Origin of the sequence: Pseudomonas sp. MYb541, assembly GCF_037479595.1 — a bacterium.
Lineage (GTDB): Bacteria > Pseudomonadota > Gammaproteobacteria > Pseudomonadales > Pseudomonadaceae > Aquipseudomonas > Aquipseudomonas canadensis.
The window spans coordinates 25,817-43,029 of the sequence record NZ_JBBGYS010000031.1 but is presented as its reverse complement, the minus strand read 5'-3'; the positions used below and the strand labels follow the sequence as shown (position 1 = coordinate 43,029).

Genomic DNA, 17,213 nt, shown 5'->3' with positions numbered 1-17,213 from the left:
TGTCGGTGCAGCCAATCCCCGGTGCAGGCGCCAGCTAAGATACTGGGCCCATCAACCCATCACGAGGCAATACACATGGCCAAGCAAGCGCTCATCCTAATCGATATCCAGAACGACTACTTCCCTCAGGGCAAGTGGCCACTCGACGGCGTGGACGCCGCAGCAGACAAGGCCGCGCAGGTGCTGCAGGCGTTTCGCCAGGCGGGTGATGCGGTGATTCATGTGCGTCACGAGTTCACCTCCGAGGACGCGCCATTCTTCACGCCGGGTTCCGAGGGTGCGCACCTGCACAGCAAAGTGCTGAACGAAGGCAATGAGCCGGTGGTGCTTAAACACTTTGTGAATGCGTTTCGCGAAACCAACCTGCGCGCACTGCTGGAACAACGCAGCATCACGGACGTGGTGGTGGTCGGTAGCATGAGCCATATGTGTATCGACGCGGTGGTACGTGCAGCAGCGGACCTCGGCTATAAGGTCACGCTGATCCATGACGCCTGCGCCACGCGGGATCTGGAATTCAATGGCAAGGTGATCCCGGCTGCGCAGGTGCATGACGCTTATATGGCATCACTGGCGTTCGGCTACGCAACCGTAGTATCGACCGATGAGTTCCTCGCCCCCGTGTAGGAGCCGGCTTGCCGGCGATAGCGTCACCACGGCCTACGCAGTGGCAATGATGAACAGGCGCGGAAACGGCAGCAACACCTTGCCATCAGCCAGGGCTGGATAAGCCTGGGTAATCCGCGCCTGGTATTCCTGTAGGAAGGCGGCTTTCTCGCTGTCGGTCAAAGGCGCGAGGAACGGTCTCAGCGCCGATGCCTTGAACCACTCCACCACCGCTGCGTGATCCACCAGCGGGTGCTGATAGGTGGTGCGCCACACATCGACCGTACTGCAATGCTTGCTCAGCAGTTCGTAGTAGTAGCTCGCGGTGTGGCGCTCGTTGTGTTTGACCGTTCCGATCTTGGCCGACCATGGACCCTCTGCCGCGACTTCGCGGGCAAGCCGGTGGGCGGGCTCATCGAGGTTGTCCGGGGTTTGCACCGCTAGCGTACCGCCGGGCGTCAGTTGGTGGACCAAGTGGGGGTAAAGCGTGGCGTGATCCGGTAGCCATTGCAGGGACGCGTTGGCCAGGATCACATCGAATGCTTGCGCCGGGTTCCAGGCGCCGATATCCGCCAGCTCGAAGTTCAGCGCCGGCAGCCGCTTGCGGGCGTCGGCCAGCATGTCATCGGAGCTGTCCATGCCCGTGACGTGGGCTTGCGGGAAGCGTTCGGCCAGCACCTCGGTGGAGTTGCCGGGGCCGCAGCCCAGGTCCACGGCGGTGCGGACGTCAGTGTTTGGAATGGCCGCCACCAGGTCGCGAACGGGACGGGTGCGCTGCTGTTCAAACATCGTGTATTGCTTGGCAGACCAGGTCATCACGGCTTTCCTTCTTTTTGAGGTTGGCCACAGCCTAAATCTTGTGAGCCATGAGAACAAATGCCAGGATTGAAGCCCTCCCATACCTGAAAAGTATTCCTATGCTGGAGCTTCGCCAACTCAAGGCCTTTGTTGCCATCGCTGAAGAAGGCTACATCACCCGCGCGGCGGAACGCCTGGGCATGCAGCAGCCCCCGTTGACGCGGATGTTGCAAAACCTTGAGGCCGAATTGGGCGTGGTGTTGATGGAGCGCCTGCCCCGTGGTGTACGCCCCACCACCGCCGGGCTCGCGTTGCTGGATGAGGCGCGGGAGATCCTTGCGCACGCTGAAGGGATTGCAGAGGTGGTACGCCGTGCCGCACGCGGTGAACGTGGGCGCCTGGCGATCGGCTTCACCAGTTCGGCGGCGCTGCATCCTTTTGTGCCGAGTGTGCTGCGGCTGTTTCGCGAAACCTTTGTCGGCGTCACAGTGGTGCTGGAGGAAGCTGGCACCGGCGAACTGCTGGATGCCTTGGTACACGAAAAACTCGACGCGGCGTTTATCCGCTCGCCTCTCAGTGGGATTCAATCGCTGCAGGACGAACCCATCCTGGTGGAACCGATGCTGCTGGCGCTGCCCACCGAGCATCCGCTGGCGCTTGATGCAGGCTCTCCCCTACCCTTGAAGGCACTGGCGACCGAATCCTTCGTGCTCTATCGCCGTCGCGTGGGCTTGGGGTTGTATGACGCGATTCTGGTGGCGTGTCGTGAAGCGGGGTTCAGCCCGCAGGTGGTCCAGGAAGCACCGCGCATGACGGCGACATTGAGCCTGGTGGCGGCAGGACTTGGTGTGTCCATCGTGCCAGCGTCGATGCAGCGGCTGCGCGGGGACGGCATCGTGTATCGGGAACTGACGGAGTGCCAGAGCCTGGTGGCGCCGCTGCATTTGGCGACGCGTATCGATGACGGTTCGGCCGTGTTAGGCCGGTTCAAGGATATGGTTGTCATCGCCGCTTCGACTGACGCTGATCACGGCCAATAAAAAACCCCCGAGGCCTGAGCCAAACGGGGGTTTTGCGTGTTCCGGACTTTAGAATCCTAGAACGGGATATCGTCATCAAAGCTGTCGAAATCCGGAGCCGGCTGCGGAGCGGCCTGCTGTGGCGCTGGACGCGACTCACGCTGTGGCTGCTGGCTTGGCTGTGGACGCGACTGCTGTGGACGCGGTGCCGAGTTGGACATGCCGCCCTGGCCCTGTTGGTCGCCCTGTGGACGGCCGCCCAGCAGTTGCATGGTGCCTTGCATGTCGACCACGATTTCAGTGGTGTAACGCTTGATGCCGTCTTTTTCCCACTCGCGGGTTTGCAGCTTGCCTTCGATGTACACCTGCGAACCTTTACGCAGGTACTCACCAGCGATCTCAGCAACCTTGCCGAACATCGACACACGGTGCCATTCGGTTTTCTCGACCTTCTGGCCGGTCTGCTTGTCGGTCCACTGTTCGCTGGTCGCCAGACTCAGGTTGGTCACGGCGTTACCGTTAGGCAAGTAGCGAACCTCGGGATCCTGGCCGCATGTACCGACCAATATGACTTTGTTAACCCCACGGGCCATAACGTTCTCCTAGGCTGGGCGCGCTGTCGGCACTGGGTTGACCAGTTGCTCGAGCGTCGCGCGATCCAATAATTCGGTGTCCAATTTGATGTAAATGGCCGCTTCTTCCGCGACCACGACTGCATCTGTTACCCCTACGACTGCCTTGAGGCGCTCTACCAGACCACTTTCGCGGATCGCCTCAGGCGATAGCGGCAAACGCAGGCTCGTGACGTAGGGAGGTTCGCGCATGGTAACAGCAAAGGCCAGCCAAAGTGCAGCCAGCCCGGCGCATCCAAGGAACACAACCGACAAACCGCCATGCTGGAACATCCAGCCCCCCATGATGCCGCCCAGTGCGGAACCGAGGAACTGGCTGGTGGAATACACCCCCATCGCCGTGCCCTTGCCACCGGCCGGTGAAACTTTACTGATCAGCGAAGGCAACGAAGCTTCCAGCAGGTTGAACGCGGTGAAGAACACCACCGTGCCGATTACCAGCGCCCGCAGGCTATCGCCGAACTGCCAGAAGAATAGCTCAGTGAGCATCAGCGTCGTGACGGCGCCGAGCAGGATTCGTTTCATTTTGCGTTTTTTCTCGCCATAGATGATGAACGGGATCATGGCGAAGAACGAAATCAGCAGCGCAGTGAGGTAGACCCACCAGTGCTGCTCCTTGGGCAGGCCGGCTTTTTCAACCAGCGCCAGGGGCAAGGCGACGAAGCTGCACATCAGCATCGCGTGTAATACGAAGATACCTAAATCCAGGCGCAGCAGGTCCGGGTGCTTGAGCGTCGGCAAGAGCGCCTTGCGTGCGACGCCCGACTCGCGATGCTGCAGCGTGCCGGTGGAGCGCGGCACCATAAAGGCAACGATCACGATGCCAAACAGCGCCATACCGCCGGTGGCAAGGAATAGGCCATGCAAGCCGAACGCACGGGTCAGCAAGGGACCGACCACCATGGCCACGGCAAACGACAGACCGATAGTCATGCCGATCATGGCCATGGCTTTGGTGCGGTGTTGTTCGCGGGTCAGGTCCGATAGCAAGGCCATCACCGCTGCGGAAATCGCGCCGGCGCCTTGCAGGATCCGTCCGGCAATCACACCCCAGATAGAGTCGGATTGGGCCGCGAGCACGCTGCCGAGGGCGAACACGATCAGCCCGAGGTAGATCACCGGACGACGGCCAATGCGATCGGAAATAATCCCGAACGGAATCTGGAAAATCGCCTGGGTCAGGCCATAGGCGCCAATGGCTAGGCCAATCAATGCGGGGGTCGCGCCTGCGAGATCCATTCCATAGGTCGCCAGCACCGGCAACACCATAAACATGCCCAGCATACGGAAGGCGAACACCAGGGCCAGACCGCTTGCCGCTCGGGTCTCGCCGCTACTCATGCGTTCGCTGTGGGGATCGTGCATGGAAAAACCTCGTGTGAACCGGCGGCGATTCTACCAGTCCCATCGATTGAGAGGGTATATGCGGCGGTTTGCCGCGCAGCTTTCATCTAAGGCTGCAAGCGGCCTTTTGACAGTGTATATTCATCCAGTCTTTAGCCGTATACTCCGGCATTATTTACGCCCGCCGTGCGAGGCCATCTTGGACAAGATCCTGATTCGTGGGGCTAGAACCCACAACCTGAAGAACATCGACCTGACCCTGCCCAGGGACAAACTGATCGTCATCACCGGCTTGTCCGGGTCCGGCAAATCGTCCCTGGCGTTCGACACGCTGTATGCCGAAGGCCAGCGTCGCTATGTGGAATCGCTGTCGGCCTACGCTCGCCAGTTCCTGTCGATGATGGAAAAACCCGACGTCGACACCATTGAAGGCCTGTCGCCAGCGATCTCCATCGAACAGAAATCGACCTCCCATAACCCGCGCTCCACCGTGGGCACCATTACCGAAATCTACGATTACCTGCGCCTGCTGTATGCACGCGTGGGTATTCCGCGTTGCCCGGACCACGACATTCCCCTGGAAGCCCAGACCGTCAGCCAGATGGTCGACCTGGTGCTGGCCCAGCCGGAAGGCGCCAAGCTGATGCTGTTGGCGCCGGTGATCCGTGAGCGCAAGGGTGAACACCTTTCCGTCTTCGAAGAACTGCGGGCCCAGGGTTTTGTGCGCGCACGCATCAACGGCAAGCTGTATGAGCTGGATGAAGCGCCGAAGCTCGACAAGCAAAAGAAGCATTCGATTGATGTAGTAGTCGATCGCTTCAAGGTGCGCGCCGACCTGCAGCAGCGCCTTGCGGAATCCTTCGAAACCGCGCTGAAGCTGGCCGACGGCATTGCATTGGTTGCACCGATGGACGACGAGCCGGGCGAAGAGATCATCTTCTCCGCGCGCTTTGCCTGCCCGATTTGCGGCCATGCCATCAGCGAACTGGAACCCAAGCTGTTCTCCTTCAACAACCCGGCTGGCGCCTGCCCGACTTGCGATGGCCTGGGGGTGAAGCAGTTCTTCGACATCAAGCGCCTGGTCAATGGCGACCTGACGCTGGCGGAGGGCGCGATACGCGGCTGGGACCGGCGCAACGTCTATTACTTCCAGATGCTCGGGTCGTTGGCCTCGCATTACAAGTTCAGCCTGGAAGTGCCGTTCAACCAACTGCCGGCGGATCAGCAGAAGGTCATCCTGCATGGCAGCGGCTCGCAGAACGTCGACTTCAAATACCTGAACGACCGTGGCGATATCGTCAAGCGCTCCCACCCGTTCGAAGGCATTGTGCCAAACCTGGAGCGTCGTTACCGCGAGACCGAATCGGCCAGCGTGCGCGAAGAGCTGGCGAAATTCCTCAGCACCCAGCCGTGCCCGGATTGCCGCGGTACTCGCCTGCGTCGCGAGGCGCGGCATGTGTGGGTGGGCGAGAAGACACTGCCGGCGGTGACCAACCTGCCAATCGGCGATGCCTGTGAGTACTTTGGTGTGCTCAAGCTGACCGGTCGCCGTGGCGAAATCGCTGACAAGATCCTCAAGGAAATCCGCGAGCGCTTGCAGTTCCTGGTCAACGTTGGCTTGGATTACCTGTCGCTGGATCGCAGTGCCGACACCTTGTCCGGCGGTGAAGCCCAGCGGATTCGCCTGGCCAGCCAGATTGGTGCTGGCCTTGTGGGTGTGTTGTACATCCTCGATGAACCGTCGATTGGCTTGCACCAGCGCGACAACGATCGGCTGCTGGGCACGTTGAAACACCTGCGGGATATCGGTAATACGGTGATCGTGGTCGAGCACGATGAAGATGCAATCCGCCTGGCGGATTATGTGGTCGACATCGGCCCGGGGGCGGGTGTGCATGGCGGGCATATTGTCGCTGAAGGCACGCCGGCCGAAGTCATGGCTCATCCGGACTCACTGACCGGCAAATACTTGTCTGGTCGTGTGAAGATTGCAGTGCCGGCCAAACGCACGCCACGTAACAAGAAGCTGGCGTTGCACCTTAAGGGCGCGCGTGGCAACAACTTGCGCAATGTCGACCTGGAAATTCCACTGGGTCTGCTGACCTGCGTGACCGGTGTTTCCGGCTCGGGTAAATCGACGCTGATCAACAATACGTTGTTCCCCTTGAGTGCCACCGCCCTGAACGGCGCGACCACCCTGGAAGCCGCTGCCCACGACAGCATCAAGGGACTGGAACACCTGGACAAGGTGGTCGATATCGATCAAAGCCCCATTGGTCGTACACCGCGTTCCAACCCTGCGACCTACACCGGTTTGTTCACGCCAATTCGTGAGCTGTTTGCTGGCGTTCCGGAATCCCGCTCACGGGGTTACGGGCCGGGCCGGTTCTCGTTCAACGTCAAGGGCGGTCGCTGTGAAGCGTGCCAGGGTGATGGCCTGATCAAGGTGGAAATGCACTTCCTGCCAGACATCTACGTGCCGTGCGATGTGTGCAAGAGCAAGCGCTACAACCGCGAAACCTTGGAGATCAAGTACAAGGGCAAGAGCATCCACGAAACCCTGGAGATGACCATCGAAGAAGCGCGGGTGTTCTTCGACGCGGTCCCGGCGTTGGCGCGCAAGCTGCAGACGCTGATGGACGTGGGCTTGTCGTACATCAAGCTGGGGCAATCGGCGACCACGCTGTCAGGTGGTGAGGCGCAGCGGGTGAAGTTGTCTCGCGAGCTGTCCAAGCGCGATACCGGCAAAACCCTGTACATCCTCGATGAGCCGACCACCGGCCTGCACTTCGCGGATATCCAGCAACTGTTGGACGTGCTGCACCGCTTGCGCGACCACGGCAACACCGTGGTGGTGATCGAGCACAACCTTGATGTAATCAAGACGGCAGATTGGCTGGTAGACCTGGGGCCGGAAGGCGGCTCCAAAGGTGGCCAGATCATTGCCGTGGGCACGCCGGAGCAAGTCTCCGAAATGCCGCAGTCGCACACCGGTTACTACTTGAAACCGTTGTTGGAACGCGACCGGGCCTGACTTTTTCGGGCCCAATGAAAAGCCCCTGTCACTTTGCGGTGACAGGGGCTTTTTTGTAGCCGGGCATCAGAACTGCGATTGCAGGTAATTCTCCAGGCCAATCAGCTTGATCAGGCCCAACTGCTTTTCGAGCCAGTAGGTGTGATCTTCTTCGGTGTCATTCAACTGTACCCTCAGGATTTCCCGGGTGACATAGTCGTTGTGCTGCTCACAGAGCTCGATGCCTTTGCAGAGCGCGGCACGGACCTTGTACTCGAGGCGCAGGTCAGCAGCGAGCATGTCAGGCACCGTAGTACCCACATCCAGATCATCAGGACGCATACGCGGCGTGCCTTCGAGCATGAGGATACGGCGCATCAGTGCGTCGGCGTGCTGTGCCTCTTCTTCCATCTCGTGGTTGATACGTTCGTAGAGCTCGGTAAAACCCCAGTCTTCGTACATGCGCGAATGGATGAAATATTGGTCACGAGCAGCCAGTTCGCCCGTCAGCAACGTGTTGAGGTAATCGATTACGTCGGGGTGACCTTGCATCGCCCTACATCTCCCTGCTTGAAAGTCTGTAGTTTGAACCATGATGACTTGAAGGTCACGGGATCAACGGCAGAAAAGTGATGTTTTTCGGAGAAAAGTAGCTGAAATAACGCAAAAACCGCCCAAATGAGGGCGGTTCTGCTTATCGTTTAGAGTCAGTTAAGCGATACACCCAACGCCTTTGCGATTGCTTCTCCATAAGCCGGATCGGCCTTGTAGAAGTGCTGCAGTTGGCGCTGAACCACATCACTGGAAACGCCACCCATCGCGCCGGCAATGTTGTTGGTGAGCAAGGCCTTCTGCTCATCGTTCATCAAGCGGAACAGCGCACCGGCGTGGCTGTAGTAATCCGTGTCTTCACGGTGATCGTAACGGTCAGCCGCGCCACTCAGGGCCAATGCAGGCTCCGCATACTGGGGGGCTTGCTTTGGTGCATCGGCGTAGCTGTTTGGCTCGTAGTTAGGCGCTGCGCCGCCGTTGCTGCCGAAGGCCATCGAACCATCGCGCTGGTAGCTATTCACCTGGTTACGCGGCGCATTCACCGGCAGTTGCTGGTGATTAGTGCCAACACGATAGCGATGCGCATCAGCGTAAGCGAACACACGACCTTGAAGCATGCGGTCTGGCGACAGACCAACACCAGGAACCATGTTGCTTGGGCCGAATGCAGCTTGCTCCACTTCAGCGAAGTAGTTCTGCGGATTGCGGTTCAGTTCCAACTCGCCGACTTCGATCAACGGGAATTCCTTCTGCGACCAGGTTTTGGTCACATCGAAAGGGTTCTCGTAATGAGCGTTGGCCTGGGCCTCGGTCATGATCTGGATGCATACGCGCCATTTCGGGAAATCACCGCGCTCGATCGCGCCAAACAGATCACGCTGGGCGTAATCAGGGTCAGTACCAGCCAAGCGAGCGGCTTCAGCCGGCGCCAGGTTCTTGATGCCCTGCTTGGTCTTGTAGTGCCACTTGACCCAGTGACGCTCACCCTTGGCGTTGATCAGGCTGTAGGTGTGACTGCCGAAGCCGTGCATGTGACGGTAGCCGTCAGGGATGCCACGGTCCGAGAACAGGATAGTGACCTGGTGCAGCGCCTCGGGGGAGTGCGACCAGAAATCCCACATCATTTGCGCGCTTTTCAGATTGCTTTGCGGCAAGCGTTTCTGTGTGTGGATGAAATCCGGGAACTTCAAAGGATCGCGAATGAAGAACACAGGGGTGTTGTTACCCACGATGTCCCAGTTGCCTTCTTCGGTGTAGAACTTCAAGGCAAAACCACGTGGGTCGCGCTCGGTATCAGCCGAACCTCGCTCACCACCAACGGTGGAAAACCGCAGGAAAGTAGGGGTTTGCTTGCCAACGGACTCGAACAGCTTGGCGCTGGTGTACTGCGTAATGTCTTGGGTAACGGTGAAGGTGCCATAGGCGCCCGAGCCCTTGGCGTGTACACGGCGCTCAGGAATGTTTTCACGGTTGAAGTGGGCGAGCTTCTCGATCAGATGAAAATCGTCGAGCAGCAGCGGACCACGCGGGCCAGCGGAGCGGGAATTCTGGTTATCCGCAACGGGAGCGCCGCTGGCGGTGGTAAGGACTTTATTCTGACTCATGCTCAATTTCCCTCAGGTCGGACTTGGAACTGCCGGCTAATCGGCTTGGAGGAAGTATTGATCATCAATATGACGCCTACAAATTCATTAAATTGTAGGCGTCGATAGAGAATAACTACCAGACTCCCCGACTTTCATAGTGCCGACCACAACCCGTGGGCGCTTGTACAAATCGCGCTTTTATTACGCGCACAAAAAACCGGGCACTAGGCCCGGTTCTTCGATACAGCTTGTCGTCTTACTCGGCGCTTACAGCTTCGCCGGCAGTAGCACGATCAACCAACTCGACGTACGCCATAGGCGCGTTGTCGCCAGCGCGGAAACCGCACTTGAGGATGCGCAGGTAGCCACCCTCACGGGTAGCGTAACGCTTGCCCAGGTCGTTGAAGAGCTTACCAACGATAGCTTTCGAACGAGTACGGTCGAAAGCCAGACGGCGGTTAGCCAGGCTGTCTGTCTTGGCCAAAGTGATCAGCGGCTCAGCAACGCGACGCAGTTCTTTAGCTTTCGGCAGTGTAGTTTTGATCAGCTCGTGCTCGAACAGCGACACCGCCATGTTTTGGAACATGGCCTTGCGGTGCGAGCTGGTACGGCTCAGGTGACGACCACTTTTACGATGACGCATGGTTCATTCCTTACCAAACTCACGTTCGGTGATTACGACGATCAGGCAGTCGCCTTGTCGTCCTTCTTAAGACTTGCAGGCGGCCAGTTGTCGAGGCGCATGCCGAGGGACAGACCGCGGGAGGCCAGAACGTCCTTGATTTCAGTCAAGGATTTCTTGCCCAGGTTCGGAGTCTTCAACAGTTCTACTTCGGTACGCTGAATCAGGTCGCCGATGTAGTAAATGTTTTCCGCCTTAAGGCAGTTAGCCGAACGTACAGTCAGTTCCAGATCGTCAACCGGGCGAAGCAGGATCGGATCGATCTCGTCTTCCTGCTCGATTACCACTGGTTCGCTGTCACCTTTGAGGTCGACGAACGCAGCCAACTGCTGTTGCAGGATGGTTGCAGCGCGGCGGATAGCCTCTTCAGGATCCAGAGTACCGTTGGTTTCCAGATCAATAACCAGCTTGTCCAGGTTAGTACGCTGCTCGACACGGGCGTTTTCCACCACGTATGCGATACGGCGAACCGGGCTGAACGAAGAGTCAAGCTGCAAGCGACCAATGCTGCGGCTTTCATCTTCATCGCTCTGACGCGAGTCGGCCGGTTCATAACCACGACCACGAGCTACGGTGAGCTTCATGTTCAGGGCGCCGTTAGACGCCAGGTTAGCGATTACGTGATCGGGGTTAACGATCTCGACATCATGATCCAGCTGAATATCGGCAGCGGTAACCACCCCCGAACCCTTCTTCGACAAGGTCAGCGTAACTTCGTCACGGCCGTGCAGCTTGATAGCCAGACCTTTAAGGTTCAACAGGATTTCAATTACGTCTTCCTGTACACCTTCGATGGCGCTGTACTCGTGGAGCACACCGTCAATCTCGGCCTCGACTACTGCACAGCCGGGCATTGAGGACAACAGGATGCGGCGCAGCGCGTTGCCCAGGGTGTGGCCAAAACCACGCTCGAGAGGCTCGAGAGTAATTTTGGCGCGGGTTGGACTGACAACCTGCACATCAATGTGGCGGGGTGTCAGGAACTCATTTACCGAAATCTGCATGGATGCACCTATTTTCTAGCCCTTACTTGGAGTAGAGCTCGACAATCAGGCTTTCGTTGATGTCGGCGGACAGATCACTGCGAGCAGGAACGTTCTTGAAAACGCCCGACTTCTTCTCAGTGTCTACTTCTACCCATTCTACGCGGCCACGTTGGGCACACAGATCGAGAGCTTGGACAATGCGAAGTTGGTTTTTTGCTTTCTCGCGAACTGCGACCACGTCACCAGCACGAACCTGGTAGGACGGAACGTTTACGGTCTGACCGTTAACGCTGATCGACTTGTGCGATACCAGCTGACGGGATTCGGCACGAGTCGAACCAAAGCCCATACGGTATACAACGTTGTCCAGACGGCATTCGAGCAGTTGCAGCAGGTTTTCACCGGTTGCACCTTTCTTGCCAGCAGCTTCTTTGTAGTAGCCGCTGAACTGACGCTCGAGAACGCCGTAGATACGACGGACCTTCTGCTTTTCACGCAGTTGGGTGCCGTAATCGGACTGGCGACCGCGGCGTTGGCCGTGGATACCAGGTGCTGCTTCAATGTTGCACTTCGATTCGATCGCGCGCACGCCGCTCTTCAGGAAGAGATCGGTGCCTTCGCGACGAGCGAGTTTGCATTTTGGACCAATGTAACGAGCCATTCTTTACAATCTCCTGGATTACACGCGGCGCTTCTTCGGCGGACGGCACCCGTTGTGCGGGATTGGCGTCACGTCGGTGATGCTGGCGATCTTATAGCCACAGCCGTTCAAAGCACGGACAGCAGACTCACGACCTGGACCTGGACCCTTGACGTTAACGTCGAGGTTTTTCAGGCCATATTCCAGCGCAGCTTGACCAGCACGTTCAGCAGCTACTTGAGCAGCAAACGGGGTGGACTTGCGGGAACCGCGGAAACCCGAACCACCGGAGGTAGCCCAAGAAAGCGCGTTACCTTGACGGTCGGTGATGGTCACGATTGTGTTGTTAAAAGAAGCATGGATGTGGGCGATGCCATCAACCACTGTCTTTTTAACTTTTTTACGAGGACGAGCAGCAGGTTTTGCCATGATAATTTTCCTGTCGATTCGCTGGGGCGATTACTTGCGGATCGGCTTACGCGGACCTTTACGGGTACGCGCGTTAGTCTTGGTACGCTGACCGCGTACTGGAAGACCACGACGATGACGCAGACCGCGATAGCAACCGAGGTCCATCAAACGCTTGATTTTCATGTTGATTTCGCGACGCAGGTCACCTTCAGTGGTGAACTTCGCCACTTCGCCACGCAGCTGTTCAATCTGCTCGTCGCTCAGATCCTTGATCTTAGCGGCTGGGTTTACCCCAGCAACTGCGCAAATTTTCTGCGCAGTAGTGCGACCAACACCATAGATGTAGGTCAGCGAGATAACAGTGTGCTTGTTATCTGGAATGTTAACGCCTGCAATACGGGCCATTCAGTGGGACTCCAATTGACAGCTACCTACGCCCCGGAAGCCAAGAAATAGGGCGCGAGATAATATCGCTGTAATAACAAATAATCAACCCGGCAGCGCACTAGCTGCCGGGCTTCAAGCGGATCACACTCAGCCTTGGCGCTGTTTGTGACGCGGTTCCGCGCTGCAAATTACTCGAACAACACCTTCGCGGCGAATAATCTTGCAGTTACGGCACAGCTTTTTCACCGATGCACGAACTTTCATCACCAACTCCTCGAACCTTATGGGGTACTCAGCGCAACATGCCGCTGCCGTAGCCCTTCAGGTTGGCTTTCTTCATCAGGGATTCGTACTGGTGCGAAACGAGGTGCGATTGTACTTGGGACATGAAGTCCATCACAACCACGACCACGATCAGCAACGAGGTCCCGCCAAGGTAGAACGGAACGTTTGCTGCAACCACCAGGAACTGGGGCAACAAGCACACGGCCGTCATATATAGAGCACCGAACAGGGTCAAACGAGTCAGAACGCCATCAATGTAGCGTGCAGACTGCTCACCTGGACGGATGCCCGGAATAAAGGCACCGGACTTCTTCAGGTTTTCCGCTACGTCTTTCGGATTGAACATCAACGCCGTATAGAAGAAGCAGAAGAAAATAATCCCTGCACTAAACAGCAGAATATTCAACGGCTGACCAGGAGCGATCGACTGAGAGAGGTCCTGCAGCCAGCCCATGTTTTCGGACTGACCAAACCAGGTACCCAACGAAGCCGGAAACAGCAAAATGCTGCTCGCGAAAATTGCCGGAATAACACCGGCCATATTCACTTTCAGCGGCAAGTGGCTGGTCTGCGCAGCAAAAACCTTACGGCCCTGCTGACGCTTGGCGTAGTGAACAGCAATACGACGCTGGCCACGCTCAATGAACACCACAAAACCGATAATCGCTACTGCCAGCAAACCGATGGCAACCAGGGCGAAAATATTGATATCACCCTGACGTGCAGACTCGAAAGACTGCCCGATCGCTCTCGGAAGACCGGCGACGATACCTGCGAAAATCAACATCGAGATACCGTTGCCAACACCACGCTCAGTAATCTGCTCACCCAGCCACATCATAAACATCGCACCAGCCACAAATGTGGATACCGCGACGAAATGGAAGCCAAAGTCACCAGTGAACGCAACGCCCTGCCCTGCCAGGCCAACGGACATGCCGATAGCTTGAACCAGGGCGAGGACGACAGTGCCGTAGCGGGTGTACTGGCTAATCTTGCGACGGCCAGCTTCACCTTCCTTCTTCAACTGCTCCAGCTGCGGGCTGACGGCGGTCATCAGTTGCATGATGATCGATGCCGAAATGTACGGCATGATCCCCAGTGCAAAGATGCTCATCCGCTCCAGCGCGCCGCCGGAAAACATGTTGAACAAGCTAAGAATGGTCCCCTCATTCTGTCGAAACAGGTCTGCGAGTCGGTCCGGATTGATACCTGGAACCGGGATGTGTGCGCCTATTCGGTAGACGATAATCGCCAGGAACAGAAAACGCAGACGAGCCCAAAGTTCAGACATACCGCCTTTGCCGAGCGCTGAGAGAGCACCTTGCTTAGCCATTTATTCCTCGAACTTGCCGCCAGCTGCTTCGATAGCCGAACGCGCACCTTTGGTGGCGCCGATTCCCTTGCCGATAGTGACAGCGCGAGTCACTTCACCGGACAGCATGATTTTCACACGCTGTACGTTGACGTTGATCACGTTGGCATCTTTCAGGGTCTGCACAGTAACGATGTCGCCTTCCACTTTAGCCAGCTCGGACAGACGCACTTCTGCGCGGTCCATGGCCTTCAGGGATACGAAACCGAACTTAGGCAGGCGACGATGCAGCGGCTGTTGACCGCCTTCAAAGCCTGGAGCGATGGTGCCACCGGAGCGGGAGGTTTGACCTTTGTGGCCACGGCCACCAGTCTTACCCAAACCGCTACCGATACCACGGCCCGGACGATGCTTTTCGCGACGGGAACCCGGCGCTGGACTCAGATCATTGAGTTTCATCGATTAACCCTCTACACGCAGCATGTAGTAAGCCTTGTTGATCATCCCGCGATTCTCGGGAGTATCCAGGACTTCTACAGTGTGACCGATGCGACGCAGACCCAGACCTTTAACACACAGTTTGTGGTTAGGGATGCGGCCGGTCATGCTTTTGATCAGCGTTACTTTAACGGTAGCCATGATCAGAAGATCTCCTTGACAGTCAGACCACGCTTGGCAGCGATGGACTCAGGAGATTGCATAGCTTTCAAACCTTTGAAAGTGGCGTGAACCACGTTTACCGGGTTAGTCGAGCCATAGCACTTGGCCAGAACGTTCTGAACGCCAGCAACTTCGAGGACAGCACGCATAGCGCCGCCAGCGATGATACCGGTACCTTCAGAAGCAGGCTGCATGTACACCTTCGAAGCGCCATGGGCGGACTTCATTGCGTACTGCAGAGTGGTGCCGTTCAGATCAACTTGGATCATGTTGCGACGAGCAGCTTCCATTGCCTTCTGGATCGCAGCAGGCACTTCACGTGACTTGCCACGGCCGAAGCCAACACGGCCTTTACCATCACCTACCACGGTCAACGCGGTGAAGGTGAAGATACGGCCGCCTTTAACGGTTTTGGCTACGCGGTTAACTTGAACCAGCTTCTCAATGTAGCCTTCGTCGCGCTTTTGGTCGTTATTTGACATAACTTAGAACTCCAGCCCAGCTTCACGAGCAGCATCAGCCAGCGCTTTCACGCGACCGTGGTACTTGAAGCCAGAGCGGTCGAAAGCCACTTGCGAGACGCCAGCGGCCTTAGCACGCGTAGCGACCAGCTGGCCAACCTTTGTGGCCGCGTCGATGTTGCCAGTGGCACCATCACGCAGTTCTTTATCCAAAGTCGAGGCGCTTGCCAGGACTTTGTTGCCGTCGGCCGAGATGACCTGGGCGTAGATGTGCTGCGACGAGCGGAACACGCAGAGACGCACGACTTCGAGTTCGTGCATTTTCAGGCGTGCTTTGCGAGCGCGACGCAGTCGAGTAACTTTTTTGTCGGTCATTTGCTATGCCCTACTTCTTCTTGGCTTCTTTACGACGGACGACTTCGTCCGCGTAGCGCACACCTTTGCCTTTGTACGGCTCTGGTGGACGGAAGTCGCGGATCTCAGCGGCCACTTGACCTACCAGCTGCTTATCGATGCCCTTGATCAGGATATCGGTCTGGCTAGGGGTCTCAGCAGTGATGCCCGCTGGCAGTTCGTAATCCACAGGGTGCGAGAAGCCAAGGGCCAGGTTCAAAACCGTGCCTTTTGCTTGCGCTTTGTAACCAACACCGACCAGCTGGAGCTTACGCTCGAAGCCTTGGCTTACGCCTTGGACCATGTTGTTTACCAACGCACGCGTGGTACCGGCCATTGCGCGAGTTTGTTGATCGCCATTGCGAGCAGCGAAACGCAGCTCACCAGCTTCTTCAACGATCTCAACGGACGAATGGATGTTCAGTTCAAGAGTACCCTTGGCACCCTTCACCGAAAGCTGTTGGCCTGCGAATTTGACTTCGACACCGGCTGGCAGCTTAACGGGGTTCTTAGCGACGCGAGACATGCTTATCCCCCCTTAGAACACAGTGCAAAGAACTTCGCCGCCGACACCGGCAGCGCGCGCAGCACGATCCGTCATCACACCTTTGTTGGTGGAGACGATAGACACGCCCAGACCGCCACGAACTTTCGGCAGATCTTCAGCGGACTTGTACTGACGCAGGCCTGGACGGCTAACGCGCTTCACTTCCTCGATGACCGAACGGCCTTCGAAGTACTTCAGCTCGATGGACAGCAGTGCTTTTACATCGCTGCTGATCTGATAACCCGCAATGTAGCCTTCGTCTTTCAGGACTTTGGCAACAGCTACCTTCAACTTGGAAGATGGCATGCTTACGACGGACTTTTCAGCCATCTGGGCATTACGGATACGAGTTAGCATGTCCGCTAACGGGTCCTGCATACTCATGGGCTAGACGCTCCTAATACAAAAAAATTAGCCTTGCGGCTACATATGTCGCCGAGAATCTCCGGGTAAAAAACACGGGCTCAGGCGAGCCGCGTATTTTAGACACACTCCGGAAATGAAACAAGCCCCAAAAGGGGCTTGTTCCAGATTCAAGGTCACCGGTGGTCAGTATCTTGCGATATTGACCACCTGGACGTTGAAAGTACTTACCAGCTGGCTTTAACCAGACCTGGTACGTCACCACGCATTGCCGCTTCACGCAGTTTGTTACGGCCGAGGCCGAACTTGCGGTAAACGCCGTGTGGACGACCGGTCAGGCGGCAGCGGTTACGCATGCGCGAAGCGCTTGCGTCACGTGGCTGCTTCTGCAGGGCAACTGTAGCTTCCCAACGTGCTTCTGGACTTGCGTTCAGATCAACGATGATTGCTTTCAGTGCTGCACGCTTCTTGGCGTACTTGGCAACCGTGAGCTGACGCTTCAGCTCGCGGTTTTTCATGCTCATCTTGGCCAT

Annotated in this window: 22 protein-coding genes; 3 read left to right on the top strand and 19 right to left on the bottom strand. The window is 57.3% G+C overall.

Annotated features, from left to right (window positions below; genetic code table 11):
* Positions 1 to 75 precede the first annotated feature (75 nt).
* On the top strand, positions 76 to 627 hold the full coding sequence (locus tag WH299_RS19305) for a cysteine hydrolase family protein (RefSeq protein ID WP_122727782.1): 552 nt from the start codon (positions 76 to 78) through the stop codon (positions 625 to 627).
* A gap of 33 nt (positions 628 to 660) precedes the next feature.
* On the opposite strand, the gene tam is transcribed toward WH299_RS19305, so the two are convergent.
* Positions 661 to 1,422: a trans-aconitate 2-methyltransferase gene (tam, locus tag WH299_RS19300; protein ID WP_339551022.1), complete on the bottom strand. Its 762-nt coding sequence runs from the start codon at positions 1,420 to 1,422 to the stop codon at positions 661 to 663.
* A 101-nt stretch (positions 1,423 to 1,523) separates the two neighbouring features.
* Between tam and WH299_RS19295 the strand changes: the two genes are divergently transcribed.
* Complete coding sequence (locus WH299_RS19295) at positions 1,524 to 2,444, top strand: LysR family transcriptional regulator (RefSeq protein WP_339551021.1); 921 nt, start codon at positions 1,524 to 1,526, stop codon at positions 2,442 to 2,444.
* 56 nt (positions 2,445 to 2,500) lie between these two features.
* Here WH299_RS19295 and WH299_RS19290 read toward each other — a convergent pair whose 3' ends face one another.
* Both WH299_RS19290 and WH299_RS19285 read right to left on the bottom strand, forming a co-directional pair.
* Positions 2,501 to 3,016, bottom strand: a complete 516-nt coding sequence (locus tag WH299_RS19290) for a single-stranded DNA-binding protein (protein WP_003232445.1) — start codon at positions 3,014 to 3,016, stop codon at positions 2,501 to 2,503.
* Between the two features lie 9 nt (positions 3,017 to 3,025).
* Positions 3,026 to 4,420: an MFS transporter gene (locus WH299_RS19285; RefSeq protein WP_010206876.1), complete on the bottom strand. Its 1,395-nt coding sequence runs from the start codon at positions 4,418 to 4,420 to the stop codon at positions 3,026 to 3,028.
* 178 nt (positions 4,421 to 4,598) lie between these two features.
* Between WH299_RS19285 and uvrA the strand changes: the two genes are divergently transcribed.
* The gene (gene uvrA / locus WH299_RS19280; protein WP_028618130.1) at positions 4,599 to 7,433 is read left to right on the top strand and encodes an excinuclease ABC subunit UvrA; all 2,835 of its coding nucleotides are present in this window, start codon (positions 4,599 to 4,601) and stop codon (positions 7,431 to 7,433) included.
* A gap of 66 nt (positions 7,434 to 7,499) precedes the next feature.
* On the opposite strand, the gene bfr is transcribed toward uvrA, so the two are convergent.
* The 16 genes from bfr to rpsN form a co-directional block, all read right to left on the bottom strand.
* Complete coding sequence (gene bfr / locus WH299_RS19275) at positions 7,500 to 7,964, bottom strand: bacterioferritin (protein ID WP_003176400.1); 465 nt, start codon at positions 7,962 to 7,964, stop codon at positions 7,500 to 7,502.
* A gap of 155 nt (positions 7,965 to 8,119) precedes the next feature.
* Positions 8,120 to 9,568 carry a catalase gene (locus WH299_RS19270; RefSeq protein WP_123475821.1) on the bottom strand — a complete coding sequence of 483 codons (1,449 nt, stop codon included), beginning with the start codon at positions 9,566 to 9,568 and terminating at the stop codon, positions 8,120 to 8,122.
* Positions 9,569 to 9,806: 238 nt separating this feature from the next.
* On the bottom strand, positions 9,807 to 10,193 hold the full coding sequence (gene rplQ / locus WH299_RS19265; RefSeq protein ID WP_003176402.1) for a 50S ribosomal protein L17: 387 nt from the start codon (positions 10,191 to 10,193) through the stop codon (positions 9,807 to 9,809).
* A gap of 41 nt (positions 10,194 to 10,234) precedes the next feature.
* Positions 10,235 to 11,236, bottom strand: a complete 1,002-nt coding sequence (locus WH299_RS19260) for a DNA-directed RNA polymerase subunit alpha (protein ID WP_003176403.1) — start codon at positions 11,234 to 11,236, stop codon at positions 10,235 to 10,237.
* A gap of 22 nt (positions 11,237 to 11,258) precedes the next feature.
* On the bottom strand, positions 11,259 to 11,879 hold the full coding sequence (rpsD, locus tag WH299_RS19255) for a 30S ribosomal protein S4 (protein ID WP_003176404.1): 621 nt from the start codon (positions 11,877 to 11,879) through the stop codon (positions 11,259 to 11,261).
* A gap of 18 nt (positions 11,880 to 11,897) precedes the next feature.
* Entirely contained in the window at positions 11,898 to 12,287 is a 390-nt protein-coding gene (gene rpsK, locus WH299_RS19250; protein WP_002555466.1) for a 30S ribosomal protein S11, read from the bottom strand.
* 30 nt (positions 12,288 to 12,317) lie between these two features.
* Entirely contained in the window at positions 12,318 to 12,674 is a 357-nt protein-coding gene (gene rpsM / locus WH299_RS19245; protein WP_003194635.1) for a 30S ribosomal protein S13, read from the bottom strand.
* Between the two features lie 129 nt (positions 12,675 to 12,803).
* Positions 12,804 to 12,920 carry a 50S ribosomal protein L36 gene (rpmJ, locus tag WH299_RS19240; RefSeq protein WP_002555468.1) on the bottom strand — a complete coding sequence of 39 codons (117 nt, stop codon included), beginning with the start codon at positions 12,918 to 12,920 and terminating at the stop codon, positions 12,804 to 12,806.
* 28 nt (positions 12,921 to 12,948) lie between these two features.
* Complete coding sequence (gene secY, locus WH299_RS19235; RefSeq protein ID WP_003194637.1) at positions 12,949 to 14,277, bottom strand: preprotein translocase subunit SecY; 1,329 nt, start codon at positions 14,275 to 14,277, stop codon at positions 12,949 to 12,951.
* Complete coding sequence (gene rplO / locus WH299_RS19230) at positions 14,278 to 14,715, bottom strand: 50S ribosomal protein L15 (RefSeq protein ID WP_003176407.1); 438 nt, start codon at positions 14,713 to 14,715, stop codon at positions 14,278 to 14,280.
* 3 nt (positions 14,716 to 14,718) lie between these two features.
* Complete coding sequence (gene rpmD, locus WH299_RS19225) at positions 14,719 to 14,895, bottom strand: 50S ribosomal protein L30 (protein ID WP_003186033.1); 177 nt, start codon at positions 14,893 to 14,895, stop codon at positions 14,719 to 14,721.
* 2 nt (positions 14,896 to 14,897) lie between these two features.
* Entirely contained in the window at positions 14,898 to 15,398 is a 501-nt protein-coding gene (gene rpsE / locus WH299_RS19220; protein WP_003176409.1) for a 30S ribosomal protein S5, read from the bottom strand.
* 3 nt (positions 15,399 to 15,401) lie between these two features.
* Positions 15,402 to 15,752 carry a 50S ribosomal protein L18 gene (gene rplR / locus WH299_RS19215; RefSeq protein WP_003186037.1) on the bottom strand — a complete coding sequence of 117 codons (351 nt, stop codon included), beginning with the start codon at positions 15,750 to 15,752 and terminating at the stop codon, positions 15,402 to 15,404.
* Positions 15,753 to 15,762: 10 nt separating this feature from the next.
* Complete coding sequence (rplF, locus tag WH299_RS19210; RefSeq protein WP_003194640.1) at positions 15,763 to 16,296, bottom strand: 50S ribosomal protein L6; 534 nt, start codon at positions 16,294 to 16,296, stop codon at positions 15,763 to 15,765.
* A gap of 12 nt (positions 16,297 to 16,308) precedes the next feature.
* A complete protein-coding gene (gene rpsH, locus WH299_RS19205) occupies positions 16,309 to 16,701 on the bottom strand; it encodes a 30S ribosomal protein S8 (RefSeq protein WP_010206883.1) in 393 nt (130 codons plus the stop codon).
* Positions 16,702 to 16,907: 206 nt separating this feature from the next.
* Positions 16,908 to 17,213: a 30S ribosomal protein S14 gene (gene rpsN / locus WH299_RS19200; protein ID WP_003176414.1), complete on the bottom strand. Its 306-nt coding sequence runs from the start codon at positions 17,211 to 17,213 to the stop codon at positions 16,908 to 16,910.

Excerpts from the sequence above, each read along its gene's own strand:
- WH299_RS19290 (WP_003232445.1), bottom strand. The coding sequence starts at position 3,016 with ATGGCCCGTGGGGTTAACAAAGTCATATTGGTCGGTACATGCGGCCAG.
- rpsH (WP_010206883.1), bottom strand. The coding sequence starts at position 16,701 with ATGAGTATGCAGGACCCGTTAGCGGACATGCTAACTCGTATCCGTAAT.
- rpsE (WP_003176409.1), bottom strand. The coding sequence starts at position 15,398 with ATGTCAAATAACGACCAAAAGCGCGACGAAGGCTACATTGAGAAGCTG.
- secY (WP_003194637.1), bottom strand. The coding sequence starts at position 14,277 with ATGGCTAAGCAAGGTGCTCTCTCAGCGCTCGGCAAAGGCGGTATGTCT.
- rpsK (WP_002555466.1), bottom strand. The coding sequence starts at position 12,287 with ATGGCAAAACCTGCTGCTCGTCCTCGTAAAAAAGTTAAAAAGACAGTG.
- WH299_RS19285 (WP_010206876.1), bottom strand. The coding sequence starts at position 4,420 with ATGCACGATCCCCACAGCGAACGCATGAGTAGCGGCGAGACCCGAGCG.
- WH299_RS19260 (WP_003176403.1), bottom strand. The coding sequence starts at position 11,236 with ATGCAGATTTCGGTAAATGAGTTCCTGACACCCCGCCACATTGATGTG.
- rplF (WP_003194640.1), bottom strand. The coding sequence starts at position 16,296 with ATGTCTCGCGTCGCTAAGAACCCCGTTAAGCTGCCAGCCGGTGTCGAA.
- rplR (WP_003186037.1), bottom strand. The coding sequence starts at position 15,752 with ATGACCGACAAAAAAGTTACTCGACTGCGTCGCGCTCGCAAAGCACGC.
- rpmD (WP_003186033.1), bottom strand. The coding sequence starts at position 14,895 with ATGGCTACCGTTAAAGTAACGCTGATCAAAAGCATGACCGGCCGCATC.
- rpsN (WP_003176414.1), bottom strand. The coding sequence starts at position 17,213 with ATGGCCAAGATGAGCATGAAAAACCGCGAGCTGAAGCGTCAGCTCACG.
- bfr (WP_003176400.1), bottom strand. The coding sequence starts at position 7,964 with ATGCAAGGTCACCCCGACGTAATCGATTACCTCAACACGTTGCTGACG.
- rpmJ (WP_002555468.1), bottom strand. The coding sequence starts at position 12,920 with ATGAAAGTTCGTGCATCGGTGAAAAAGCTGTGCCGTAACTGCAAGATT.
- rpsD (WP_003176404.1), bottom strand. The coding sequence starts at position 11,879 with ATGGCTCGTTACATTGGTCCAAAATGCAAACTCGCTCGTCGCGAAGGC.
- rplO (WP_003176407.1), bottom strand. The coding sequence starts at position 14,715 with ATGAAACTCAATGATCTGAGTCCAGCGCCGGGTTCCCGTCGCGAAAAG.
- WH299_RS19295 (WP_339551021.1), top strand. The coding sequence starts at position 1,524 with ATGCTGGAGCTTCGCCAACTCAAGGCCTTTGTTGCCATCGCTGAAGAA.
- WH299_RS19305 (WP_122727782.1), top strand. The coding sequence starts at position 76 with ATGGCCAAGCAAGCGCTCATCCTAATCGATATCCAGAACGACTACTTC.
- tam (WP_339551022.1), bottom strand. The coding sequence starts at position 1,422 with ATGACCTGGTCTGCCAAGCAATACACGATGTTTGAACAGCAGCGCACC.
- rplQ (WP_003176402.1), bottom strand. The coding sequence starts at position 10,193 with ATGCGTCATCGTAAAAGTGGTCGTCACCTGAGCCGTACCAGCTCGCAC.
- rpsM (WP_003194635.1), bottom strand. The coding sequence starts at position 12,674 with ATGGCCCGTATTGCAGGCGTTAACATTCCAGATAACAAGCACACTGTT.
- WH299_RS19270 (WP_123475821.1), bottom strand. The coding sequence starts at position 9,568 with ATGAGTCAGAATAAAGTCCTTACCACCGCCAGCGGCGCTCCCGTTGCG.